The following is a 24,100-nucleotide window of genomic DNA, read 5'->3' on the forward strand; positions in this document are numbered from 1 at the left end:
CCGCCGCTGGGCAATCGTGCCCAGCATCGGTCGCGATCACGTCGTTTCGGGGGGTCGGCGGTACTCTCTGTGCTCATGGTCACATCTGCACCGGCTGGCGCGAGCCGGACAGGGCGCCGGCGATTCGGTGGTCCCGTGCTGCGGGCGCTGCTGCGCCAGCGGCGGCGGCTTCTGCTCGCCGGTGTGGCCATTGCCCTGGGCGTGGGATACCTCGCAGGCGCTCTGGGGCTGCTCGACCGAATCGGCGCCGGTCTCGACGAGTTGGCCACCGTGTCGGCCGACGACGCCGACCTGGTGATCGAAGGCGAGGTCGCCTACGAGTCGAGCCTCGAGCAGGTGCGGCGGCTGGTGCCGAGCTCGCTGGTCGACATCACGGCGGGCATACCCGGGGTCAACTCGGTGTCGCACCGCCTGGAGGACGTTGCGATCCTGCTCGACTCCGAGGGCACCCCGCTCGTGACCCCAGGTCTGTCCGAGCAACCACTGGGAGTCAACTGGCCTGAGGACCCGAGTGTGTCCGGGCTCAGCTTCGTGGAGGGCGTGCCCCCACTCGCGGACACCGAAGTTGCAATCGATGCCCGGTCAGCCGAGCAGGCAGGTATCGGCACCGGGGATACCGTCGTCGTCGCGGGCAAGGGCAAGTATGGCGAGTACACGGTGACCGGCGTCGTCGACGCCGCCGCAGCCGGACCGTCGGAAGGCGCCAGCCTCGTGGTGTTGACCACACCGGAGGCGCGTCTGGTGTTCGACCGTCCGGTGGACGACAACCGGATTGCCGTCACCCTCACCGAAGGGGCCGACCCCGACGGCGTCGCCGCCCGCATCGCCGCCGCTGCACCACCGGGTGTGGAAGTGGTCGATGCCGACACCGCCGCACTGCACGCACAGGAGAGCCTGACCCGCAGCTTCGCCCTGGTGCGGGCGCTCGTCACCGGCTTCGGCGTGTTGGCGCTGGCGGTGGGCATGATGACCGTTGCCAACAGCCTCAGCCTGCTGCACTCCCAACGGCGACACCTGTTCGCGAGCTTCCGGCTCGTCGGGGCATCGGTCGGCCAACTGCGCCGCGCCGCGTTCGCGGAGGCCGGACTGCTCGCGCTGGTTGCCTCCGTGGTGGGCATTCCGCTCGGACTGCTGCTCGCCGGCCTGATCGAGAGGGCGCTCGGCTCGTTGGGCACGTCGGTGCCCACTGCCGGCCCGTACCTCACCCCGCGCGCAGTACTCATTGCCGTGGGTGTCGGCGTAGTGGCCACACTCGTCGCGGCCTGGCGACCGGTTACATCGGCATGCAAGGTGTCGCCGGTCGAAGCCGTCACCGAGGCCGGTTCTCCCACGGCTGCGCGGTGGGCGGGCTTCGGAGCCTCCGTTGGTCGCGCTGTCGTGTTCGCAGCGCTCGCCACCGGGGTTGCGCTGCTGGCGGGTGCGGAACCTGTGGGCGTCGTCGTGGCCGCATCCGTCACAGCCGTGGTGGTGCTGCTTCTCGGCACCCTGCCCTGGCTCCTCGCACAGACCGTGTCGCTGGTGATGTCGGTCGTGCCGTTCAGGCCCCGGCCGCTTCGCCGCGTCGCTGCACGCGACGCTGCACGCAACCCGCGTCGCACGGCCTCGACCACCGCCGCCGTGCTGCTCGCCGCAGCCGTGGTCTCCGGCCTCGCCGTGTTCCTCAATTCGTTCACCGATTCCGTCGACGGAGCGGTCGACGAGCTGGTCACCGCAGACCTGGTTGTCGACTCCGAGACCTTCACGCGTGGTGGCCTCCCGAGCGATCTCGTCGAGCAACTGTCGTTCGTCGACGGTGTCGACGGGGTCAGCGGCTGGCAACTCGGCCGGGGCACCGTCGGTCAGTTCGGTGTGCGTCTCACCGGCCTCGATGGCGACACAGCGCTCGATGTGGTCGCTCCGCAGTGGCAAGGATCCGCGCCGGGGCCGCTCACCGACACGACGATCTGGATCTCCGCGTCGCTCGCCGAACGTACGGGTTACAGCGTGGGTGACACCCTGCCCGTAGTGTTCACCAGCGGCGGGTTCGAGGATCCGACCATTACGGGTGTGTACGACACGGGCCAGGCGCTGCTGGGCGACGCGGTCACCGACCGTGCGGTTCTCACCCGCCAGGTGCCGGCGACGATCGACCTCGCCGCGCTGCTCCGCACCGACGGCACCCCGGAGGCGGCGGCGGGCGTGGAGGAACTCGCAGGCTCCTATGGTGTCACCGCCGTGCTCACTCCCGAGCAGTTCGTGGACCAGCGCGCAGACCTGCTGCGGGGCTTCCAGCGAGTCATCCAGTGGATGTTGTTGTTCACGTTGCTTCAGGCTCTGGTGGGCGTGATCAACACGCTCGTGCTGTCGGTCGGTGAACGCCGTCGTGAGTTCGGCCTGCTGCGGGTATCGGGCGCTTCGCGGCGCCAGGTGCTTCGTATGGTCCTGTTCGAGGGCACGGCCCTGGCCTCCGTGGGCACGGTGCTCGGTCTGGTGATCGGAGTGGGTGCAGCCGCTGCAGCCGTTCAGCTGCTGGCGTCGCTCGGGCTCGACACCTTCAGCATCCCGGTGATGACCGTCGTGGCCATCGCTGCGGTCGCGCTCTTCGTCGGCATCACAGCGGCATGGGTGCCCGCGCGTGTGGCGGCGAAGGTGCCGCCGCTGGAAGCCATCGGCGATTCCGGAGGCGATGTGGGCGCACGTCCGTTGCCGACCGTCACGACCGCCGAGCCGGTTTCGGTGCCGGCGCCGGTCGCAGTCCCCGCGGCTGTCCAGCCGCCAGTCGCAGTCCCGACGGCTGCCCCGGCCGCATTCTCACCGCCGCCTTTCGACCCCGCTCGCCTGGTCGCCGTGTCCGCGGCAACAACGCAGCACGATGCAGTCTCGGCAGCGGCCGCGTCGGTGGCCGGAGCCGGAGTGCTGGGTGTTGCCGTCTGGGACGGGGAGACCGTCTACGCCCTCGATCCCGAGTCCCCGGAAGCAGCGGCCCTCATGGCGCTCTATGAGTCGGCCGCCGGCTCGGGAGTGGCCGCACCGGCGATTGCCGAGCAGGTCCGGCCGCAACCCCAGCCACCTGTGGCGCCCGTGCAGCCGCAGGCGGCGCCGGCGCCGGATGTCCCATTCCCACCCGCGATGGCCCAGCCCGCCGCCTACGAGCCACCCCCCGACGTCGCGGAGGCCGAGATCGTGCCGGAGCCGACCCCCACCGAGGTGGTGGACCTCCCCGCAGTCGAGGAGGCCGAGATCGTCTCGCCGGCTCCGCCGATGCAGCCACCCGCCGAGCCGCCGATCGTGCCTGGTCCTGCAATGGCATCAGGCGACTCCGGCGCAGTGCCCCCGGACCACGTCCGGCCCGGCGAAGCGCCGCAGGTCCCCGGCGGCACCGGCGAACCCCAGGTGCCCGGAGACGACCGCGCGAAGGGCCGTCGTGCCCGGATCGCTGCTGCCAAGTCGAGGTTCCCACGCCGGCGGGCACGGGGTGGGCGCACCGCCAACGCCGCCGAAGGCTGGGTGGCGCCCGGTACCGAGGAGACGCAGCCACAACCCGCTGCAACCGGGGGTCCCGTCGACCCGGCTGCGGTTCCGACCCCGCCCGTTGACGACGCCCAGCGCCGCAGTGCCGAGCTCTCAGCTCTCGTGGCGATGCTCAACACCGAGTCGGTGATGCGCAGCACTGAAGCGCTCACGGGCCTGGGCCAGGCGCTGGCACCGGGCGAGAGCCTCGGTGGCGTGGCTTGCGGGCGCGTCAAGGCCTGGCCCGCAGCGGTTGGGCGCACGGATCGACGCCTGTTGGTCGTGGTCGACCGTCCCGGCCGCCCGGCCATCGAGTCACTCCACCCCGTGGCGACGAACGTGCTGGTGCGCCCGGGCGTCGGAGGCACCGTGATCCTGGTGCTCGTCGACCAGGGCCGGATGCTGGAAGTGACCGACGTGGTCGACTCCGCGGCAGCCGAGGCGCTCGTGTTGCGCGAGGCGCTCGCTGCACCGCAGGCCTGAGCCGGCTGGCTCAGGCGCGCTGGACGGAGATGTTGACCGGATGACCCTCGACGCGTGCGAGGGCGTCATCGTCGACGCCCTCGGCGAGGGTGAGGTTGGTGGCAAGAACGGTGTCTGACACCCAGGCGCGGTGTGCCTCGACGGCCTCGATGACATCGGACGTGGAGTCGATGTGGCAACGAATCCGGTCGGTCACCTTGAAGCCCTCGTCCTTGCGCGCCTGCTGCACCAGGCGCACCACGTCGCGGGCCATGCCCTCGGCCGCGAGTTGCGGCGTGACCTCCACATCGAGTTCGACGACGGCGTCGTTGCCGGGCAGGGCCGCAGCCGCGGCGCCCTCGCGGGGCTGCAAGGTCATCTCGAACTCGCCCTCGGCGAGTGAGTGTCCGCCCGCGGTGGCAGTGCCATCGTCGTTGGCTTCCCAGTCGCCTGACTTGGCTGCCTTGATCACCTCCTGGACCGTCTTGCCGAGGCGGGGACCGAGCACCTTCGCGTTGGGCTTCAACGTGAAGGTGCCGACTGAGTCGAGGTCGTCTGTCAGTTCCACCTGCTTGACGTTGACCTCATCGCGCACGAGGTGGGTCATCGGCTCGAGGTCGTGGACCCCGACGCCGGCGACGGTGAGGCGCTGCAGGGGCAGGCGGGCCCGCAAGCGGCGCTCCTCGCGCAGCCCCAGTGCGGTCGAGCACACATCGCGGATGCGGTCCATCGAAGCAACGAGCGCGTGGTTGTGTGGCCAGTCGGACACGTCTGGCCAATCCTGGAGATGCACCGAGTCGGTGTTGGAGGCGTCGCCGGAGCCTGCCGAGCCGCCGGTCAGCCCGAGCCAGATCTCGTCGGCCACGAGCGGGAGCAGGGGAGCCGCCACCTTCATCAGGGTCAGCAGCACCGTGTAGAGCGTGTCGTAGGCGTCTTCCTTGTCCTGGGCCGACACGTTGTCGTCCCCGCCGCCGGGTGCCCAGAACCGCTCACGCGAGCGTCGGATGTACCAGTTGTTGAGCGCGTCGAGGAAGGACAGGATCTCCGCGCACGACGGCGCGATCTCGAAGTCGTCCATCGTGGCGGTGACGGACTCCACCAGTTCCGCGGTCTTGGCGAGGATGTATCGGTCGAGCTGGCCCTGCGCGTCGGTGCGTACCCTCGCGGTGTAGCCGTCGGCGTTCGCGTACAGGGTGAAGAAGGAGTAGGCGTTCCAGATCGGGTTGAGCACCAGGCGAACGACGTCGGAGAAGTCGGACGCGTCGGTGGAGATGCGTAGGTCGCCGCCGCGCAGGATCGGCGAGGCCATCAGGTGCCAACGCAGCGCGTCGGAACCGTGCGAGGCCATCACGTCTTCGGGGTCGGGGTAGTTGCGCAGCTTCTTGGAGAGCTTTCGGCCCTCGTGGTCGAGCACCACGCCGTGGCAGATCACGTTGGAGAAGGCCGGCTTGTCGAACAGAGCCACCGACAGGACGTGCATCGTGTAGAACCAGCCGCGGGTCTGCGCGATGTACTCCACGATGAAGTCCGCAGGCAGATGCGACTCGAACCAGTCGTGGTTCTCGAAGGGGTAGTGCGCCTGGGCGTATGGCATGGAGCCCGACTCGAACCAGCAGTCGAACACCTCGGGCACGCGGCGCATCATCGACTTGCCGGTTGGGTCATCGGGGTTGGGGCGCACGAGGTCGTCGATGTAGGGCCGGTGCAGGTCGGTGGGCCGCACGCCGAAGTCGGCCTCGATCTCGTCGAGGGAGCCGTAGACGTCGGTGCGCGGGCACTCGGGGTCGTCGGAGCGCCACACCGGCAGCGGTGAGCCCCAGAACCGGTTGCGGCTGATCGACCAGTCGCGCGCGCCCTCGATCCAGCGCCCGAAGCTGCCATCGCGCACGTGCTCGGGGATCCAATGGATCTCCTGATTGAGTTCCACCAAACGGTCGCGGAAGGCGGTTACCTCCACATACCAGGAGTTGACCGCCTTGTAGATGATCGGCGTGTCGGTGCGCCAGCAGTGCGGGTAGTTGTGATCGTAGGTGTCGTGGCGCACGAGCTTGCCCTGCTCGCGCAACGCCCGGGCGATCTCGGGGTTGGCGTCGAATACGTTCTCGCCCTCCCAGTCCGACACCTCGGCGGTGAAGCGGCCGGAGTCGTCCACTGGCACGACCAACTGGATGCCGGCGGCCTCGCACGTCGCCTGGTCGTCCTCGCCGAAGCCGGGAGCGAGGTGGACGACCCCGGTGCCGTCCTCGTCGCTCACCCAGTCGGCCACAAGCACCCGGAACGAGTTCGGGTGGCCTGCGAAATAGGGCAGCAGCGGCTGGTAGCCGACCTCGGCCAGCTCTGCTCCGTTGATCGTGGCGATCACGGTGTAGCCCTCGCCGAGTTGGTCCTCGTACTTGTCGACTGCGTTGGCGCCCAGAAGCACTCGTCGGCCCGCTCGGTCGCCATCGCCGGTGGCGACGAGTACGTAGTCGACGCCGCTGCCGGCCGCGAGGGCGAGGTTTGACGGAAGTGTCCATGGTGTGGTCGTCCAGGCCCAGATCTCGATCGGGCCGTCGCCGGGCTGGTCCGCCAGCACCCCGGCGCGCTGCGGGTCGACCTCGAATGCGACTGTCAGCGCTGGGTCCTGTCGGGGCCGGGTGGCATCGTCGAGTCGGATCTCGAAGTTGGCCAGCGGGGTTTCGGCGCCCCACGAGTAGGGCATGACCCGATAGGCCTCATACACGAGGCCCTTGTCGAACAACTGCTTGAACGCCCAGATCACCGACTCCATGTAGTCGATGTCCATCGTCTTGTAGTCGTGGCTGAAATCGACCCAGCGGGCCTGGCGGGTGACGTAGCGCTCCCATTCGTTGGTGTAGCGCATGACCGAGCTGCGGCAGTGGTCGTTGAAGCGGTCGATGCCGTACTCGGTGATCGCCAACCGGCCCGACACGCCGAGCTCCTTTTCGGAGTGCATCTCGGCGGGCAGGCCGTGGCAGTCCCAACCGAACCGACGGTTGACCCGGTGCCCGCGCATCGTCTGGTAGCGCGGCACCACGTCCTTCACGTAGCCGGTGAGCAGGTGGCCGTAGTGGGGGAGGCCGTTGGCGAACGGCGGCCCGTCATTGAATACGAACTCGTCGGCGGCCGACCGCAGCTCGACAGAGCGCTCGAACGTGTTCTGCTGCTCCCAGCGATCCAGCATCTCGCGCTCGATCGCGGGGTAGTCAGCCCTAGTGGGAACGCTCGGATACGGCTGGTCTGCTGGGTCGTTGTCGGTCATCGTGGGTGCTCGCGGGTGAGGGCTGTTCGCGGTGGTGTGGGCTGTTCGCAGGGGTGTGGGCTGTTCGCGGTGGGGTGGGGTGTTCGCAGGGGTGTGGGCTGTTCGCGGTGGTGTGGGCTGTTCGCGGTGGTGTGGGGTGTTCGCAGGGGTGTGGGCTGTTCGCGGTGGTGTGGGGTGTTCGCAGGGGTGTGGGCTGTTCGCGGTGGTGTGAGGTGTTCGCAGGGGTGTGCGCTGGCGCTGGGGCGACGGCGTCACGGCGGCTGCGGCAAGCGGCCTCCGGCCGACCCAGCGTAGCGGTGGGCCCCCACGACCCCGGAACCAGATAACGGCGCCCGCATGTTCCCGTGCTGCGCCACTCGTCCTCCTTGCTCGAGTAGCCACGCGTCGATCTGACGCGAGGGGCCTCGGGAAATCGGGATGAGTGGCTGAGCACAGCCGCTCGCCTGTACCGACACCCGCGGTCGTTCCGTCCGGTCACTCGCGGACGTCAATCGGGGATCCCGCGCGGATGTCCGGCGGTCACTCGAGGACGATGTCCCAGCGGTCGTTGCAGTCGGCGCAGCGATAGGCGACCACGTCGCTGACACGGAACGGAACCGGATTGTCGTAGTCGTCGGTGTCCGGTCGGGTCAGCAGTCCGCAGGTGCCGCCGCAGTCCACACAGGTGATCGACTCGGGAACCTGGACCGGGTCATCGGGCGTGCCGTCGTATTCGGTCATGCCGGCCCACCCGGCTGTGTGCTCATGACGACTCCCCCGTGAAGTCGGACCGTTCGTAGCTCCACGGCAGCGAGTCCATGTGCAGGCGGTGACGCGGACCCTCGGCGTCCATTGCGCCGGCCTCGTAGGCCACGTCGCCGTGGTAGAGAGCCGCCCATCCGCCCTCGGTGGAGCCCACCCGCGTCGCGAAGTGCTCGATGTCGCCGACCGCGGACGGGGCCGCCATGAGCACCTCGGCCGGGTTGCGATGCGTGGCGAGGTGGCAGAGCGTGATGAAGGTTGGCGGCGCCATCGTGACCTCGCCGGCTCCGTGCTTTTCGAGCATGCCGCCGGGCGACACCCACTGGTGCTCGCGGATCTCGCCGTCGTCCACGGTCACGTCGTCGGTGTCGCCGATCGCAACGCCGACCAGGAACGCCGTGGTGAATCGATGCCTGGGTGCCTCGCCGGTCTCCATGCGCGGGGGAGTCCACTGGGACCAACGCCGGATCGTGGCCGGCTCGATGGTGATGCCTGCCTCCTCGTCGGCCTCGCGCAGCGCGGCCACGCGGGCGGCGGCCTCCAGGTCGTCAGGGGTGGGATTGTCGGGCGCCGCACCACCGGCGAAGTCTTCCGGGTCGAGCCGACCTCCCGGCCATACCCACATGCCCGCGGCGAAACGCAGCTCCGAGTCGCGCCGCAGCATCAGGGTTTCGAGGCCATGGGGTCCGTCTCGAAGCGGGATGATCGTGGCCGCGGGGATGGCCTCGGGGTCCCAAAGGGGGCCACCTGGTGATCCCGGCGCTGGTTCGGACATCGCCGGACCCTACCGCCGAATGCAGCTGCCGATCGGCGCCGCTCCGCCTGCGGGGCATCACGGTTACGCTGCGGTCCGCATGACCGAGGACCGACCAGACCAGCCACTGCCCGACGGCGCCGAACACGTGGAACTCACGGTCGACCCGGAGCTTGCATCGGGCGCCTACTCCAACTTCGCGACCGTGTGGCACACAGCGCACGAGTTCACCCTGGATTTCTTCGCCCCCGCCCAACCGGGAGCGGCGGCGTTCACCCACACCGCCAGGGTGCGGGTGCCTCCATCGGTGATCTTCAGCGTGGCGAGGGCGATCGCTGACAACGTCAACCAGTACGAGGCGCAATACGGTCCCATCGATGCATCGGACACCGACGATGAGGTGTATCCGCCTCCGTGGGACGAAGACGGGCCGGAAGGCCGCTGAGCTGATCAGGCCGCGCCGCAGCCCCCACTGTTCGCGGGGGTCGCAGGTCAGGCGGCGTCGAAGAAGTCGAGCACGACCTCGGTGGCCGAGAACGTGTCGAGCGTGGTGCCCGTCACCAGGTCGTTGGCGAGTGAATCCGCGCCGGCCCAGGTGTGGCCGGCGCCCAGCATCTGCCAGTGGGTCACCCGGTGTGAGTCGTCGCAACCACCCCACGTGGATGCCAGCACCGAGTCCACCGGCGTCGATTCGACCGCGGTCGGATCACAGCCGGCGCGCGCTGCGTTGGTGGAGGCGACAGTCTGAATGGGCAATCCCAGCGGCGGTGAGAACACGACGTAGGAGCCGCCCGGGGGTGCGATCGGGTCCGCGGTTCCGTGCAGCGTCATCACATCGGTGGGAGGCGAGCCGGGGCATGTCTCGGTGAGGTTCATGCCGCCCGATCCCGCAACGGCTGTGAAGCGCCACGGCATCGTGCATGACAGGGCCTGTGCCATGGCCGCTCCCGCGGAGTAGCCGGCTGCGAACTCGGCGTTGCGGTCAACGCACACCCGGTCCTCGATGCGGTCGAGCAGATCCGCGATGAACCCGACGTCGTCGGCTCCGAGTTCGAGGCCGCCGGGCACGGCCCAACGGGGCCCGGGTTGGCTGCCGAGCGGCGACGCCACCACATAACCGCGCGCCAGCGCCGCATCAGCGAGTCCGGAGTAGAGCTCCCACTGGTCGGGGCTCTGGGTGAAGGCGTGCAGGCTGACCAGGACGGGGTGTGGACCGTCGCCCTGGGGAACCCGCAGGATCGCGCTGCGTGTGACTCCACCGGATTCGATGCTCAGGTTGCTCAGCCCGGGCGGTGGGGCATCGGCCGCGTCGATCGAGACGAGGCAGGCCTCGCTCGGCGCCACCTCGACGCCTTCGACAATGCCGCGGCCCTCGGGCTGGTCGGCCACCACTGGAGCGGGAGAGGTGGGCAGGGCGCAGGCGGAGACGAGAAGTGCGAATGCGGCCATGGCACCCAGCGGCCAGGTCCTGAAGCGTCGTCGGTCGTTCCTTTTGCGCATCGTTGCCCCGCCGTCGCGGCTGTCCCTCGTGGCAGCCGTCGTGGCGAAGTCTTGTCGACGCGGACGTGGTTGTCACGTCCTTGGCGTGAGCGTCTCAGGCGTGCCTCGCGGCACGGAATCACCACCCATTTCAGCCTGTGTGGATGCGTCTCCATGTGGCTTGATCCACTTTGCGCGGGCCGGTGAACACTGCGCGTGGCGGTTTTGGTTACGCGGAGCGAGGTTTTGGAAATGCTTGACGGCCCCATGCTCACATGGCTGTAATTACACCCCTGTCCCCCAAGATCTTGGGGTAGGCGGGGCTCGGATCCACAACATGTGGTGTCTGAATCTCCGAACCATGACAGAGGGTGGTCATGTGACCACGCTGAAATCCAGGAAGCCCAGTTGCCACCGGGGGGAAGCGCAACCGGGCTTCAGACACCCGACAGCATTCACCAAGAGGGGACCCGACAGTGTCGTTGATCGAGCGAATTGGCGAGAACACAACCGACGAAGCCAACGAGGCCAATCAGCGACCTACCGACTCCACCGACCCGGTAGTGGTCGGTGCCGAGTCAGGGGAGTCCTCCCCGGGTGTCGCCGACACGCCGACCGGCTCGAGCATGCGGGTTCGCAAGCGCGACGGCAGCCAGGAACCAGTCGACGTCAACAAGATCGTCAAGGCGGTCGCACGATGCGCCGCAGGGCTCGACAACGTCGACCCGATGCGGGTGGCCACCCGCACCATCTCCGGCCTCGTCGATGGTGCCACCACCGAGGAACTCGACGAGCTCTCCATCCGCACCGCAGCAGGGCTGATCTCAGAGGAGCCCAACTACTCCCGCCTCGCGGCCCGACTGCTCGCCACGGTGATCGACAAGGAGGTCCAGAACCAGGACGTCTACTCGTTCAGCCAGTCGATCCAGATGGGCCACCGCGAAGGACTCATCGGAGACGAGGCCGCCGAGTTCGTGGCCAAGCACTCCCGCAAGCTCAACGACGCGATCCTGCCCGAGCGCAACTGGCTCTACGGGTTCTTCGGTCTGCGCACTGTGTATGACCGGTACCTGCTCAAGCACCCTGTCACCCGTGAGGTCACCGAGACCCCGCAGTACTTCCTCATGCGTGTGGCCTGCGGCCTGTCCACCACAGCAGAGGACGCGATCACCTTCTACCAGCTGATCTCCAGCCTCGACTACCTGCCCAGCTCGCCGACGCTGTTCAACTCCGGCACGACACACCCGCAGATGTCGAGCTGCTACCTGCTCGACTCGCCCGAGGACAACCTCGACGCCATCTATGACCGCTACCGCGATATCGCCCGGCTCTCCAAGCACGCCGGCGGGATCGGCCTGTCCTACAGCCGGATCCGTGCCCGCGGCTCGTTGATCAAGGGCACCAACGGCCTCTCCAACGGCATCGTTCCCTGGCTCAAGACGCTCGACTCATCGGTCGCTGCGGTCAACCAGGGTGGCCGCCGCAAGGGCGCAGCATGTGTCTACCTCGAAAGCTGGCACGCAGACATCGAGGAGTTCCTCGAGCTCAAGGAAAACACCGGCGACGCCGCCCGCCGTGCGCACAACCTCAACATCGCCAACTGGGTGCCCGACCTGTTCATGAAACGCGTCGAGCAGGACTGGCAGTGGAGCCTGTTCGACCCCAAGAAGGTGCCGCACCTCATCGACCTCTACGGCGACGAGTTCGAAGCGGCGTACCTGCAGGCCGAGTCCGAGGGCCTCTACGAGCGCCAGGTGTCCGCGCGCCAGCTCTACAGCCGCATGATGCGCACCCTTGCCGAGACCGGCAACGGCTGGATGACCTACAAGGACGCATCCAACACCAAGTGCAACCAGACCGGCGGCGCCCCAGGCGACCCCGGCAGGGTCGTGCACCTGTCCAACCTGTGCACCGAGATCCTCGAGGTCACCAACCAGGCCGAGACAGCGGTGTGCAACCTCGGCTCGGTCAACCTCGGCGCCATGGTGCGCCCCGACGAGGCCGGCAACCTGGCATTCGACTTCGACCGGCTGGCCGAGGTGGTGCGCACCGCAGTGCCGTACCTCGACCGGGTGATCGACATCAACTTCTACCCGACCGACGAGGCCGGCAGCTCGAACACCAAGTGGCGTCCGGTCGGACTCGGGATGATGGGCCTGCAGGACGTCTTCTTCAGGCTTCGGATGCCTTTCGACAGCGACGAGGCCCGCGACCTGTCCACCCGCATCTCCGAGGAGATCTACTTCAACGCCCTGTGGGCATCGAGCGAGCTGGCCGAGGCCGACGGGGCGCACCCCGGCTACGAGCAGACCCGTGCCGCCGCCGGCGACCTCCAGTTCGACCTCTGGGGAATCACGCCGAGCGACGCCGAGCGTTGGGCGCCGCTGCGCGAGCGGATCGCCACCCATGGCCTGCGCAACTCGCTGATGATCGCAATTGCGCCCACCGCCACGATCGCCTCGATCGCCGGCTGTTACGAGTGCATCGAGCCTCAGGTGTCCAACCTGTTCAAGCGCGAGACGCTCTCCGGTGAGTTCCTGCAGATCAACACCTACCTGGTGCGCGAGCTGCAGGCCCGCAACCTCTGGACCGAGGAGGTAATCGGGGCGATCAAGCGCCACGAAGGATCGATCCAGGACATCGAGGCGATACCCGCGGATGTGCGCCAGATCTTCCGCACCGCATGGGAGCTGCCGATGCGGTCACTCATCGACATGGCGGCTGCCCGCGGCGCCTTCATCGACCAGTCGCAGTCGCTCAACCTGTTCATGGAGTCGCCCACGATCGGGAAGCTCTCCTCGATGTACCTGCACGCGTGGAAGGCGGGTCTCAAGACCACCTACTACCTGCGTTCCCGCCCGGCGACCCGGATCAACAAGACCGGTGGTGCCGAAGGTGGGGGAGGCACTCCGCCCCAGGGGCCGTCGGGCCCCACCGGCGGCCAGCCCCAGCAGCCGCCCGCCGAGCCGGCCGAGTACTCCGACGCGGAAGCAGTCGCCTGCTCTCTCGAGAACCCGGAGTCCTGCGAGGCCTGTCAGTAGTGCAGTTCCGGCCTTCGGCCGGTAGTAGTCCCCGCGCCCCACCGGGCGCCCCTGTCTCACCCGTCAGTCGACAACCCACCCCCGACCCCACCCGAGCCCCGCCGAAACCGGAGACGAACCAGACCAATGTCCCTCGCAGAGTCCAACGCCCTCGCCCAGCCGCTGCCGGCCTCCTCACCGACCCCTGCGGGTCAGCCCGAACCCGAAGCTGTCCCCGGTGGGCTCACCGATGGTGCAAGCCTGCTCGACCCCGGGTTCCGCCTCACCCTGCGTCCGATGAAGTACCCGCAGTTCTACGACATGTACCGGGACGCAATCCGCAACACCTGGACTGTCGAGGAGATCGACTTCTCCGATGACATCGTCGACCTCCAGCGCAAGCTGCTTCCTGCCGAGCGTCACCTGATCAGCCGCCTCGTGGCCTTCTTCGCGACCGGTGATTCGATCGTGTCCAACAACCTGGTTCTGAATCTCTACAAGCACATCAACGCCCCCGAGGCGCGGATGTACCTGAGCCGCCAGCTCTATGAAGAGGCTCTGCACGTCCAGTTCTACCTGACGCTTCTCGACAACTACATCCCCGACCACGACGCCCGCAAGGAGGCCTTTGCTGCCATCGAGAACATCCCCTCGATCCGCCAGAAGGGCGACTTCTGCTTCCGCTGGATCGAGTCGATCAACTCCCTCGAAGCACTCGAGACCCGAGAGCACCGCAAGCAGTTCCTGCTGAACCTGATCTGCTTCGCTGCCTGCATCGAGGGACTGTTCTTCTTCGCGGCCTTCGCGTACGTCTACTTCCTGCGCTCCAAGGGCCTGCTCAACGGCCTCGCGGCCGGCACCAACTGGGTGTTCCGCGACGAGTCGGCTCACATGAACTTCGCGTTCGAGGTGATCGAACAGGTGCGCCGTGAGGAACCCGACCTGTTCGACGACGACCTGCACCAGCGGGTACACGACATGATCGGCGAGGCGATCGAGGTCGAGTACGCCTTCGCAGAGGACCTGCTCTCACAGGGAATCGCCGGCATGTCGCTCGCCGACACCCGCGAGTACCTGCAGTTCGTCGCCGACCAGCGCCTGGTTACGCTGGGACTGCCCAAGCAGTACGGGTCGAAGAACCCGTTCCACTTCATGGAGCTGCAGGACGTGCAGGAACTGACCAACTTCTTCGAGCGGACCGTGTCGGCATACCAGGTGGGCGTCGACGGCGACGTCGCCTTCGACGAGGAATTCTGAGCGCACGGCCCGAATCCGAGGCGAGTCGGCGCCGTCGGGACCGCTACGGACGCATCGCTGCCGCGGAGGTCGCGCGCATCTCCGAAGGGCGTGCCCAACCGATCATCGAGTTCACAGTCGCCGATGATCCGCCGTCTGTCTTCGTCAACTATGTCGTGCCCGACGACAAGGTCGCCGACTTCGCCGCCTTCGCGGACCTGCCCCCGGCATTCACCCTGGCCAAGCTGCGCTTCCTTGAGTCGGATCCCGAACCGCAGTACTGGCTGAGTCTCAACATCTACGAGGTCAGCGGTATCACCACAGGGATCCGCGCCGAGTGGTCCACCTATGTCGACGATGGCAGCGGGGTGCCACGGTTCATGATCCTCGCTGCGCGCGCAGCGGACGGCTCGATGGATCCGATAGGCCCCGAGGCACCGGCCGAGCCGTTCGAGCACGCACGCGGAGCTGGCGGAGTCGTACGCACCCACATGATGCGTACCCGACCTGCCGATCCCGACGCCCAGGCGGGTCCGGGTGCTCCACGGGTACTCACCGACGAGCTGTTGTTCGACTGCGAGTTCGCCGTACCTGACGAGGACCAGCGGAGCTTCGTGCAGGCCACCCATGAGTGGACCGCCTGCAACGACTTCATCTACTGGAGCAACGGGGTGTGCGACCGGGTGTTCTACAACGCCAACGTGCACAGCGCGTCGATGATCTCGATCCCGGTCGGGGGAGTCAGCCTCGATGACCGCAGCGACTACATGGCGTTCGTCGACCCCGAGCCCGCCCACGTGTTGATGTACCTCAACCACCTCGAGTTCGCCATCGGGCCGTGGTGGAACGTGACCGAAACCGACGGTCGGGTGCAGAAGGCCACCGTCGACTCGCTCGCGGAGCTGAAACAGTCTCTCTACGGCTCGCTCGCCGCGATGGTGGCCGAGTCGGTGGCCTCCGGGGAGACCCGGCCCGTGATCCGCTCCACAGTCGAGGGCTCACCGCCCGCGCTCAGCCTCCACTGGAGCGTGGCCCGCGATGACGTCGGCGGGATCATCGCCGCGCTCGGTCTTTCCGGATCGCTGCGGCCGGCAGCAGTGCGGCTGGCTGAATCCGACGATGCAGGTCAGTACTGGCTGAGCCTCGAGGTCCATCGGGTCCAGGACCACTCGGCGGCAGGAGAGTCCGGTTTGCGTGCCGAATGGACCACGCACGTCCACGATGGCCAGCGCGCCGCGACACTGGTGCTGGAGGCACTTGCCGACCACCCGGTGTTGATGGCCGAGGGTCTCGACGCCGACCCCGTCGCCCTCGAGCACGAGGTGGTGGGGGGCCAACTGCGCACCCGGATCCCGGGTCCGGGTGGAGCCGAGCCGTTGGTCATCGACACAGGTCTGCCAGCCCCCGACTCTGCGGTCGTGATGGCTTCCCGGGAGTGGGTGGCATCGGCCGAGCAGCGTCATGACCGCACGGGCGCGGCGCGCTGGTTGTCCCACGACAACGCCGTATTCGCGCACATCGAACTGGATCCCGGCTCGGTCGAGCTGGACGGAGCAGTGCCCGTGGCCGGCATCAGTCAACGGCCGCCCGACCGTGCATGGATCGCAGCGTCGGTGAGGGACCGGGTCACCAACCCGTTTGCAGCGGACTGAGCAGCTGCCGCGGGCTGCGGTTCAGTGGCTGGCCGTCCCGTGCGCCAACAGCGCGGCTCATGGGGTGCAACCACAGAGCACTCTCAGGCGACCGGGCCACATCAAGTCTCGGACCTCTGCTGAGTACCCGGAAAATGGCTGACCGGGTAACTTGATACTCGTACGACTCCGCCGATGAGGGATGATGCGCCGCTCAATACAGCTTCTCCTGCGCTTCGTCGCGATCACGGCTCTGGGCGTCGTCTCAATCGGGCTCATCGCGTCGCAGGTCGTGCCCGAGATCTCGAAGCTCCCCGAAGCGGTGGTATTCACGCCGCGCACCGACTTCCGCCTTCCGGAGCTGCCCGAGGGTTCCACGGTGCTCGACGCCAACGGCGAGCCCGTCGGCACGCTGCGGGGCACGGAAAACCGCATCGTGGTACCGCTCAGCGACATGTCAGAGGAACTGCGCAACACGGTGCTTGCAGTTGAGGACGCCGACTTCTACGAACACGACGGCGTCTCGGCCCGCTCGGTGTTGCGCGCGATAAAGGCCAATTCCGAGGCCGGCCAGGTCTCCCAGGGCGGCTCGACCATCACCCAGCAGCTCGTGAAGCTCAACCTGGTCGGTGATGACCAGACCATAGAGCGCAAGATCAAGGAAGCGTCTCTGTCGATCCAGCTGGAGGACCAGCTCTGTGGTCCCGACGCCACCAAGAAGCAGTGCAAGGACATCATCCTTCAGCAGTACCTCAACCAGGTGTACTTCGGACAGGGCGCCTACGGAGTCGAAGCAGCGGCGCGCGCCTACTTCGACAAGTCCGCCGCCGAAGTCAACCTCGCCGAGGCAGCGCTGCTGGCCGCCCTCATCCGCAATCCCGCCAACTACGACCCGATAGCGAATCCCGAGACCGCCAAGGCGCGGCGCCGGGTGGCGCTCACACGAATGCAGGACGAGGGCCTGATCGACCAGGCCGAGTTCGACTTCATCGACAGCTTCCCGCTGCCCACCCAGATCTACGGCCGCACGGCAGCGCGTGACAGTCAGTCGCTCACATACCTCGAACGCAAGATACGCGACGAATTGCTCCAGGCGGAGTGGCTGGCGCCCACGATCGAGCAGCGCCGCTACCTGGTCTTCAATGGCGGCCTGCGGATCACCACCACCATCGACGCCCGCGCACAGGCCCTGGCCGAGGCAGCCGCCGCAGACAATCCGATCGCGTCGCGGGATCCGCAGACGGTTGTCGGCCTGGCGGCGGTGGAGCCCTCCACCGGAGCGGTCAAGGCGATCGTCGGTGAGGTCATCATCAATGGAACACCGATCGAGATCGGCGACCCGGTGCGTGGGCCGCGCTCGGGCGATGGCGGCTACAGCTCCGGCTCCGCTTTCAAGCCGATCACCCTCATGGCAGCGCTCGAGCAGGGCTACACCATCAATGACCGCATTTCCGGTGACCCCGTTTCGTCGAAGGTGAAGAAGCAGCTCGGGGTCAAGAGCGGCGGGAGCTATCCGAAGAACTGTCCGTCCAAGGGTGTGCAGTCGCTCGCTGCGCACGTGAAGGCTTCCAACAACTGCGCATGGATGCGGGTGCAGAACTCGATCGGGTTCGAGGCGACCAAGGAGATGGGTATCCGGCTCGGCCTCAATCCCGAGCCGCTGGACCCCAACAACGTTCGCCCAGCGTGTTTCACGATCGGCTGTGACGCCCTTGTAACGCCGCTTGGCATGGCCAATGCGTTCGCCACGATCGTCCATGACGGCAAGAAGAACCCCGCCCACTTCGTCAGCAAGGTCACCGACCGCGACGGCAACGTGTTGTTCGAGTGGGCGCCGCCCAACGAGCAGGTGGTGAGCCGGAACAATGCCCGCCAGGCCGTCCAGGCCATGGAAGCAGTGGTCACCGGTGGCACCTGCACTCGATGCCGCCTTCCCAACGGCCAGCCGGCGGCCGGCAAGACCGGCACCGTGGAGATCGACGCCGGCAAGAACGTGGGCGCCTGGTTCTCCGGCTTCACGCCTCACCTCGCAACTGCGGTCTGGATCGGCGATCCGCTGGACCAGCGGACCGGCCTGCGCAGCAACCCCCAGGGTGGCCGGACCGCGGGCATTGTGTGGCAGCGCTTCATGGCCGGCTACCTCCAAGGCGCGCCGGTTCTGGACTTCGTCGGCCCGGGCCGCGTCGGCGGTGGCCGCACGATGCCCGACCCGTGGGGCCCGTCCGACCGGGCGCGCGATGACGCTGACGAGCCCTCACCCGCCGCACCTGCATTGCCTGCGCTCCCGGCCGAGCCGGCTCCCGCCGCTCCTGCTCCTGCTCCGGCTCCCGCTCCTGCGCCGGAACCGGCCCCCGAGCCGGCCCCGGATCCGGCGCCCGCTCCCGACCCCGCACCCGCACCAGACCCCGGCGGCTGAGCGGATCGACGGCCATGGCGTCCGCCGTGCTCGGGTAGCCTGCCCGCCGTGGGATCACTCGACAGCCTCCTGACCGTCCAGGAGATCGACACCAGGCTCGACCAACTGCGCCACCGTCGCGAGACGCTGCCCGAGCGCGACAAGCTCCAGTCGGCCAGGTCAGCCAAGGTAGAGGCCGACGCATCGGTCGAGGCCACGTTTGCTCAGCTGTCCGAGGTGCGCGCCGCACAGAAAGCCGCCGAAGACGAGGCGGCCACGGTCGAGGAGAAGGCGAAGGAGGTCGACAAGATGCTCTACGGCGGAACCATCACCGCGGCCAAGGAACTCGAGGCCTACCAGGCCGACCTCGCCATGCTGAAGGAGCGTCAGGAGACCCTCGAGGAGCAGGCGCTCGAGCAGATGGAAGTGGCCGAACCGCTCGATGCCCAACTGTCGGACCAACGCACCGCTGCGGTGACCGCCGACACGTCGATCGGTGATGCGGAGTCCGCCCTGGTAGCGGCCGAGGCCGAGATCGATGCCGAGATCGCGGAGGTCGAGTCGGGCCGGTCAGCCGCCGCCGAGCCGCTCAGCGCCGAAGTGATGGAGCAGTACGAGCTGCTGCGCAAGGGCCTCGGCGGCATTGGCGCAGCAAGACTCTCGGGATCACGGTGCGAGGGTTGCCACCTGGAGATCCCCTCCGCCGAGCTCGAGGCAGTCCGCCGTGCTCCTGATGACTCACTGGTCAACTGCCCCGACTGCGGGCGAATCCTCGTCCGCTGAGGTTCATGGTCCCGTGCTCCGAAGGTCGGTGACGTGCTGATCTGGTTCGCTGCCGGAGCGGTGGTGATCACCTTCATCGTGTTCCGCAGCCCCGCCATCGACTACCGGCTGGTCGCACTCGGCGCAGTGATCCCGGTCCTGGAGGCCCCTTTCGGAGCCGGCCCGCTCCACGCCCTTGTTGCACCCACGGTGGTGTTGGGTGTTGTCATGTTGGCAACCCGCAACCGCAGGCTGGTGCGCCGCCAGTGGTTGGGCCTGCCCATCGGCATGTACCTGCACCTCGTGCTGGACGCGGCGTTCACGCTGCCCGAGACGTTCTGGTGGCCATTCCTCGGCCTCTCGTTCGGTGGGGGAGATGCCCCCGAACTGGCGCGCGGCTGGTGGGCGCTGGTGCTCGAGCTCATCGGAGTGGCCATGGCCATCTGGGCCTGGGGGCGCTTCGGCCTGTCAGACCCCGGGCGCCGGTCGGTGTTCTGGCGCACGGGCCAGTTGGATCGATCGGTAGTGGGTCCGGAGGGCACAGGGTCATGACTGCGTGGCGCAACGACGAAACGAGCTGTGAAGTCTTGCTGGTGCGCCATGGCCGCACCGCGGTCAACGCGCAGGCGCGCCTGTCAGGACACCACAACCCCGACCTCGACGAGGTCGGCCGGCGCCAGGCGGAGTCGCTCGGGGCAGAGGTCGCGAAGCGCGCCGGACGCGACATCACGGTCGTGTCCTCCCCGTTGGCCCGCTGCATGCAGACGGCTGCTGCAATCATCGAGGCCTGCGGTGAGCACGACACGGCCGCTTTCGTGGACGAGCGTTTCATCGAGATGGACTACGGCGAGTGGGACGGCAAGCCCCTCGACGAGGTACCGGTGGAGGTCTGGCAGCAGTGGCGAACCGACCCGGCCTTCAGCCCGCCCGGCGGTGAGACCCTCGCTTCGGTCACGGAGAGGGTCGCGGCCGGCCTTGAACAATGGGCGCCTCGCGCTGGAGGCGGGACGCTGGTGGTGGTGAGCCATGTCTCACCCATCAAGGCCGGCGTGATCTGGGCGCTCGGCGTCGGCGAGGGAGCCACCTGGCGGATGCGGCTCGACAATGCCTCGATCTGCCGGTTGAGCGTGAGCGGCGGCCGTGATGGCCGTGCCCGTGGGGGTCTCGGCTCGTTCAACGAGACGGCACACCTGCCGCCACCATGAGCGTCCCCTCGTGGTGCGGGCGTTGACCGGTCGGTCAGGAACCGATGGTTAGCACCGACGGGGTCCAACCGCCGCCGGCGGGTGTGAACACGGCCGCCTGCCCGCCGAAGAAGCCCGACAGGATGACCCGGCCGTCGTCGAGCACGAGGATGTTGTCGGCGATCGGGAGCGGGGAGCGGCCCACAAGGGTCGCCTCGCCGGTTGACGGGTCCACCGCGTAGGCCGACGGGTTGGCGCACTGTGCGACGTACGCCGTGCCATCGGCGCCGACGTCGACTCCGCAGGCGAAGTCGAGGCCTGTCTTGCCCGCTTCCGAGAAGATGAGCGGGATGTCCGTGAAGGCGCCCGTGGCGGGGTCGATCGTGGCGAGTCCACCCGTGCCGAGCAGGCCGCCGGCGCCGCCAGTGGGCACGTAGAGCAGTCCATCGGGACCGAACCCGAATCCGTTGAGCGTGGGCAGGTCATCGGCGACCACCTCGGTGGTGCCGTCGAGGTGGATTCGGATCAGCTCGTCGTGGTCTTCGGTGCCGAACCCGACCAGCACCGATGTGCCGCCCGGCTCCGCCACGATCGGGTTGACGCCCTTGCCGGGCCTTGCGAGCACTTCGGGGGTGCCACCGCGGGGAACCCGGACCACCAGACCTGTGCTCGGGCAGGTTGCGACCAGAGAGTCGTCGGCCATGACCGCAACATCGTCGACCGCGCAGATGCTGCCGGTCGGGTATCGCTCGGCGATCGTGCCGGTTTCGGCGTCGAAGCGGATCAGCTGGGCGCCGAAGATGTCGGCCACCCATACCTCGCCGCCCTCGGCGCCCGGCTCCTGCACGGCGCCGTTGACTCCGAACGGCGGGTTCTGGGGGACCCCGCCTTCGGGACCAGTCGGCCCCGGCACGCAGGCACTCGCCAGAGCCACAGCCCCGACCACCACCGCGCCGATGCGCGCACGAAACGAACTTGCCCCCAGCATTCCAGCCATCCACCGAGTCTGGCACCGGTCCTGCCTGCGATCCAGACAGCCCCTCCTGGTGCCTTCCAAGTCCGTGCTGTGACACTCATCCCGGTTCTCGGAGGAACCACGCGTCGATGCGACGCGTGACTCCTCGCGAAAGGAGGATGAGTGGTGCAGCACAGTGGGGTACTGCACAGGCCGCGGGCGGCGGGGGTGCCGCGCCGGTCAGGGCCAGACGGGCTCCCACCGGCCGCTCTCGGCCGAGCGGTACATGGCTAGCGCGCAACGCAGCTCGCCCAGCGCTGCGTCTGCACCTGCGGCCGGTGAGCGGCCGCCGAGCACGGCTGCGGCGAAGTCGCTGAACTGGCCCGCGTAGGAGCCGAGGTAGCCATCGAACTCAGCGACGACCTGGCCCCGCCGCTCGCCGGACCGGTAGCGGGTGACCGTGCCGGAAGCATCGATGGTCAACTCGCCGTCGGTGCCGGTGACCTTGAACAGCGGTTCGGGTGCCACCGGCGCCGCGGTCAGCAGCGCGTCGAACGATGCCACCACGCCGGAGTCGAAGCGGATGAGCGAGCGCACCAGCGACTCACTCTCCATGCCCGGGAACGGATGGCCGAGCGCCGCCACCGTTTCTGTGGACCGGCCCAGCCACATGTGCAGAGGCCGCAGCCAGTGCGAACCGGTGTCCATGGCTATGCCGCCGCCTGCCACCTCCTGGTCGAACCGCCATGGACGCTCGGCGGGCTCCGCTCCTGCCGGCCCCTGCGATCCTGCCGAACCCGCCGACCCCGCCGACCCCGTCTCGTTGCCAGCGCCGGGTTCGCCGTAGAAGTCGGGCAGGGGAGGGAAGAACGTGGCGGCCCGGGCCGTGACGACCTCGCCGATCGTGCCGTCCTCCAGCTCGGCTGCCACGGCGAGCACCTCGGGCCAGTACTGGGCATTCTCCGCCACCATGAACACCGTGCCCGCTGCCGCGGCGGCGGCCAGAATCCGTTCGCATGCCTCCAACGTGGGTGCGAGGGGCTTTTCCAGCAGCACGTTCAGGCCCGCTTCGAAGCACTGCACCGCCACTTCCTCATGCAGGTGGTGCGGGAGCATCAGGTCGACGGCGTCGAGCTCCACGCCTGCACGGGCTTCGTCGAGCGAGCCGAACGCGGCGGCACCGGTGGCCTCAGCAGTTGCGCGGGCGCGTTCCGGGTCGGGGTCGACCGCGGCGACGATGTCGATCGGCGCTCCTGACTGCTCGAGTCCGTAGAGGTGCATCGGTGAGATCGCGCCACAGCCCACGAGCGCCATGCGCACCCTCTCGTCGGGACCTGATGTCTCAGTCACCGGTGTCACCTCCGGCCTGCTCGGCGAGCTTTGCCCGGGACGTGTCGATCCTGTGCTGCAGCCAGCCGGTCTCCCAGAAGTTCTCGCGGCCGCTGCGCTCCAGCAGTGCCTCGTGCACCTCGATGTCGGCCAAGAGTGCGCCCGGATCCTCGGGCTCCGCGCCCAGGGCGACCTCCACGAGGTGCAATGCCGCCTCAGGCTCGCCGGCCGACAGCCTTGCCCGCCCCGCTGAAACCACGGGCTCAACTCCTCCCGCCAACTCCACCAGGTCGAGCGCCACCTCGGTGTGGGGCACGCCGTAGAGCTCGGTCGTGGACTCGTGGCGGAACCATCCGGCGTACAGCTCCCAGATGGCCCGCACGGCCCAGCGCACGCACCCATAGCCCTCACCGAGGTCGTACTCCGAGGGGATCTCGATGGTGCGCATCAGCGTCCACAGGTCGGTGCCGCGCTCCATGCCGTCCACCACGGCGTCGTGCAGCCAGAGAACGCCACGCTCTATGCGCTCCAGCTCGGCGTCAACTACCTCGACCCCGCGGATGGGTTCGAAGTGGCCCGTGCAGAGCAGTTCCGGGCGCAGTTCCCGTACCCGCCGCAGCGAGTCGAGGAAGGCCAGTGCGTCCCGCGGCCTGTCACCGCGGACGGTGACGAGGTTGGGCACGTGGCCGAAGAGCGCTGAGAACAGATTGCCGACGATCGCCGTGCGGTGTTGCGGCAACCACACGACGAGCGAGTCGACCGTCTCGCCGCCGGGGACCGAGAGCAACTCCACGCGTGTGCCGCCGAAGTCGAGGTCGAGTCGGTCCTCGAATGTTCGGGTCGCGGTGGGGGTCGACTGGCCGCCCGGTACGGCCTCGACCTCTGCTGGGTCGCCCGCCTCGCGCTGCTCGCGCATGTAGGCGTCGGCTCGCGCGACGGCCTCTGCCCAGAAGATCGCCGAGCGCCGCACACGGAAGCGGTGGATTCGGGCGTCGTCGGCCTGGCAGGCCGCGTTGGACCGCTGCGCGATGACCTCCGTGCCGTCCTCGATGAAGGCATCTGCGCCGCCGACATGGTCCACATGCCCCTGGGTGAACACCACCGCGACAACGGGGTCGTCGCTTACGGCGTCGAAGTTGCGGCGGTGCACCGGGGCCTCGAAGCCCATTCCGGTGTTGATCACCACCCTGCCTGCCGGTGTGGTCAGCAACCACGCGTTGGACAGGCCCTCGGACAGGTGCAGGGCGGTGCCCGGCACCTGTCCGGGCAGGTCGACTGGCACGGCCTGCGGTGCATGTGCCGGCAGGATTTCGAATCCGCCCCTGCGCTGCACGACGAGTTCACTTCCGCCCATGGGTTCCTCCGGTCGGTCAATTCTGCGATGATCACCGACGCCGTGAT

Annotated in this window: 16 protein-coding genes; 9 read left to right on the forward strand and 7 right to left on the reverse strand. The window is 68.2% G+C overall.

All coding sequences use genetic code 11. The features are described 5' to 3' along the window. Nucleotides 1-75 precede the first annotated feature (75 nt). Nucleotides 76-3,972, forward strand: coding sequence for an FtsX-like permease family protein (locus GY812_14815; protein MCP4436753.1), 3,897 nt, complete (start codon nucleotides 76-78; stop codon nucleotides 3,970-3,972). A 10-nt stretch (nucleotides 3,973-3,982) separates the two neighbouring features. Here GY812_14815 and GY812_14820 read toward each other — a convergent pair whose 3' ends face one another. The 3 genes from GY812_14820 to GY812_14830 all read right to left on the reverse strand — a co-directional run bounded on the left by GY812_14820 (nucleotide 3,983) and on the right by GY812_14830 (nucleotide 8,729). Continuing rightward, complete coding sequence (locus tag GY812_14820) at nucleotides 3,983-7,213, reverse strand: isoleucine--tRNA ligase (protein ID MCP4436754.1); 3,231 nt, start codon at nucleotides 7,211-7,213, stop codon at nucleotides 3,983-3,985. Between the two features lie 519 nt (nucleotides 7,214-7,732). Continuing rightward, on the reverse strand, nucleotides 7,733-7,933 hold the full coding sequence (locus GY812_14825; GenBank protein ID MCP4436755.1) for a hypothetical protein: 201 nt from the start codon (nucleotides 7,931-7,933) through the stop codon (nucleotides 7,733-7,735). Nucleotides 7,934-7,955: 22 nt separating this feature from the next. Continuing rightward, nucleotides 7,956-8,729: an NUDIX domain-containing protein gene (locus tag GY812_14830; protein ID MCP4436756.1), complete on the reverse strand. Its 774-nt coding sequence runs from the start codon at nucleotides 8,727-8,729 to the stop codon at nucleotides 7,956-7,958. A 19-nt stretch (nucleotides 8,730-8,748) separates the two neighbouring features. On the opposite strand from GY812_14830, the gene GY812_14835 reads away from it, so the two are divergent. Then, entirely contained in the window at nucleotides 8,749-9,153 is a 405-nt protein-coding gene (locus tag GY812_14835; GenBank protein MCP4436757.1) for a DUF3467 domain-containing protein, read from the forward strand. A gap of 47 nt (nucleotides 9,154-9,200) precedes the next feature. Here GY812_14835 and GY812_14840 read toward each other — a convergent pair whose 3' ends face one another. Beyond that, on the reverse strand, nucleotides 9,201-10,157 hold the full coding sequence (locus tag GY812_14840) for a hypothetical protein (GenBank protein MCP4436758.1): 957 nt from the start codon (nucleotides 10,155-10,157) through the stop codon (nucleotides 9,201-9,203). A 656-nt stretch (nucleotides 10,158-10,813) separates the two neighbouring features. On the opposite strand from GY812_14840, the gene GY812_14845 reads away from it, so the two are divergent. The 7 genes from GY812_14845 to GY812_14875 all read left to right on the forward strand — a co-directional run bounded on the left by GY812_14845 (nucleotide 10,814) and on the right by GY812_14875 (nucleotide 20,436). Continuing rightward, nucleotides 10,814-13,228 (forward strand): ribonucleoside-diphosphate reductase subunit alpha, encoded by a 2,415-nt coding sequence (locus GY812_14845; GenBank protein ID MCP4436759.1) that lies wholly within the window; start codon nucleotides 10,814-10,816, stop codon nucleotides 13,226-13,228. Nucleotides 13,229-13,354: 126 nt separating this feature from the next. Beyond that, nucleotides 13,355-14,464, forward strand: coding sequence for a ribonucleotide-diphosphate reductase subunit beta (locus GY812_14850; protein ID MCP4436760.1), 1,110 nt, complete (start codon nucleotides 13,355-13,357; stop codon nucleotides 14,462-14,464). A 155-nt stretch (nucleotides 14,465-14,619) separates the two neighbouring features. Beyond that, nucleotides 14,620-16,095 (forward strand): hypothetical protein, encoded by a 1,476-nt coding sequence (locus tag GY812_14855; protein MCP4436761.1) that lies wholly within the window; start codon nucleotides 14,620-14,622, stop codon nucleotides 16,093-16,095. A 184-nt stretch (nucleotides 16,096-16,279) separates the two neighbouring features. Next, the gene (locus tag GY812_14860; protein ID MCP4436762.1) at nucleotides 16,280-18,490 is read left to right on the forward strand and encodes a hypothetical protein; all 2,211 of its coding nucleotides are present in this window, start codon (nucleotides 16,280-16,282) and stop codon (nucleotides 18,488-18,490) included. A 48-nt stretch (nucleotides 18,491-18,538) separates the two neighbouring features. Then, nucleotides 18,539-19,252 carry a hypothetical protein gene (locus tag GY812_14865; protein ID MCP4436763.1) on the forward strand — a complete coding sequence of 238 codons (714 nt, stop codon included), beginning with the start codon at nucleotides 18,539-18,541 and terminating at the stop codon, nucleotides 19,250-19,252. 33 nt (nucleotides 19,253-19,285) lie between these two features. Beyond that, nucleotides 19,286-19,783, forward strand: coding sequence for a hypothetical protein (locus GY812_14870; protein MCP4436764.1), 498 nt, complete (start codon nucleotides 19,286-19,288; stop codon nucleotides 19,781-19,783). Continuing rightward, nucleotides 19,780-20,436 (forward strand): histidine phosphatase family protein, encoded by a 657-nt coding sequence (locus GY812_14875; protein ID MCP4436765.1) that lies wholly within the window; start codon nucleotides 19,780-19,782, stop codon nucleotides 20,434-20,436. The genes GY812_14870 and GY812_14875 overlap by 4 nt, the downstream gene beginning before the upstream one ends. A 34-nt stretch (nucleotides 20,437-20,470) precedes the next feature. Here GY812_14875 and GY812_14880 read toward each other — a convergent pair whose 3' ends face one another. From GY812_14880 to GY812_14890, 3 genes are all read right to left on the reverse strand, one after another. Further along, a complete protein-coding gene (locus GY812_14880; protein ID MCP4436766.1) occupies nucleotides 20,471-21,412 on the reverse strand; it encodes an SMP-30/gluconolactonase/LRE family protein in 942 nt (313 codons plus the stop codon). Nucleotides 21,413-21,610: 198 nt separating this feature from the next. After that, nucleotides 21,611-22,720 carry a Gfo/Idh/MocA family oxidoreductase gene (locus GY812_14885; GenBank protein ID MCP4436767.1) on the reverse strand — a complete coding sequence of 370 codons (1,110 nt, stop codon included), beginning with the start codon at nucleotides 22,718-22,720 and terminating at the stop codon, nucleotides 21,611-21,613. Continuing rightward, the gene (locus tag GY812_14890) at nucleotides 22,713-24,053 is read right to left on the reverse strand and encodes an MBL fold metallo-hydrolase (protein MCP4436768.1); all 1,341 of its coding nucleotides are present in this window, start codon (nucleotides 24,051-24,053) and stop codon (nucleotides 22,713-22,715) included. Before GY812_14890 ends, GY812_14885 begins: the two co-directional genes overlap by 8 nt. Between the last annotated feature and the right edge of the window lie 47 nt (nucleotides 24,054-24,100).

This window comes from Actinomycetes bacterium (genome assembly GCA_024222295.1).
GTDB lineage: Bacteria > Actinomycetota > Acidimicrobiia > Acidimicrobiales > Microtrichaceae > JAAEPF01.

Excerpts from the sequence above, each read along its gene's own strand:
- GY812_14815 (MCP4436753.1), top strand. The coding sequence starts at position 76 with ATGGTCACATCTGCACCGGCTGGCGCGAGCCGGACAGGGCGCCGGCGA.
- GY812_14820 (MCP4436754.1), bottom strand. The coding sequence starts at position 7,213 with ATGACCGACAACGACCCAGCAGACCAGCCGTATCCGAGCGTTCCCACT.
- GY812_14825 (MCP4436755.1), bottom strand. The coding sequence starts at position 7,933 with ATGACCGAATACGACGGCACGCCCGATGACCCGGTCCAGGTTCCCGAG.
- GY812_14830 (MCP4436756.1), bottom strand. The coding sequence starts at position 8,729 with ATGTCCGAACCAGCGCCGGGATCACCAGGTGGCCCCCTTTGGGACCCC.
- GY812_14835 (MCP4436757.1), top strand. The coding sequence starts at position 8,749 with ATGCAGCTGCCGATCGGCGCCGCTCCGCCTGCGGGGCATCACGGTTAC.
- GY812_14840 (MCP4436758.1), bottom strand. The coding sequence starts at position 10,157 with ATGGCCGCATTCGCACTTCTCGTCTCCGCCTGCGCCCTGCCCACCTCT.
- GY812_14845 (MCP4436759.1), top strand. The coding sequence starts at position 10,814 with ATGCGGGTTCGCAAGCGCGACGGCAGCCAGGAACCAGTCGACGTCAAC.
- GY812_14850 (MCP4436760.1), top strand. The coding sequence starts at position 13,355 with ATGTCCCTCGCAGAGTCCAACGCCCTCGCCCAGCCGCTGCCGGCCTCC.
- GY812_14860 (MCP4436762.1), top strand. The coding sequence starts at position 16,280 with ATGCGCCGCTCAATACAGCTTCTCCTGCGCTTCGTCGCGATCACGGCT.
- GY812_14875 (MCP4436765.1), top strand. The coding sequence starts at position 19,780 with ATGACTGCGTGGCGCAACGACGAAACGAGCTGTGAAGTCTTGCTGGTG.
- GY812_14880 (MCP4436766.1), bottom strand. The coding sequence starts at position 21,412 with ATGGCTGGAATGCTGGGGGCAAGTTCGTTTCGTGCGCGCATCGGCGCG.
- GY812_14890 (MCP4436768.1), bottom strand. The coding sequence starts at position 24,053 with ATGGGCGGAAGTGAACTCGTCGTGCAGCGCAGGGGCGGATTCGAAATC.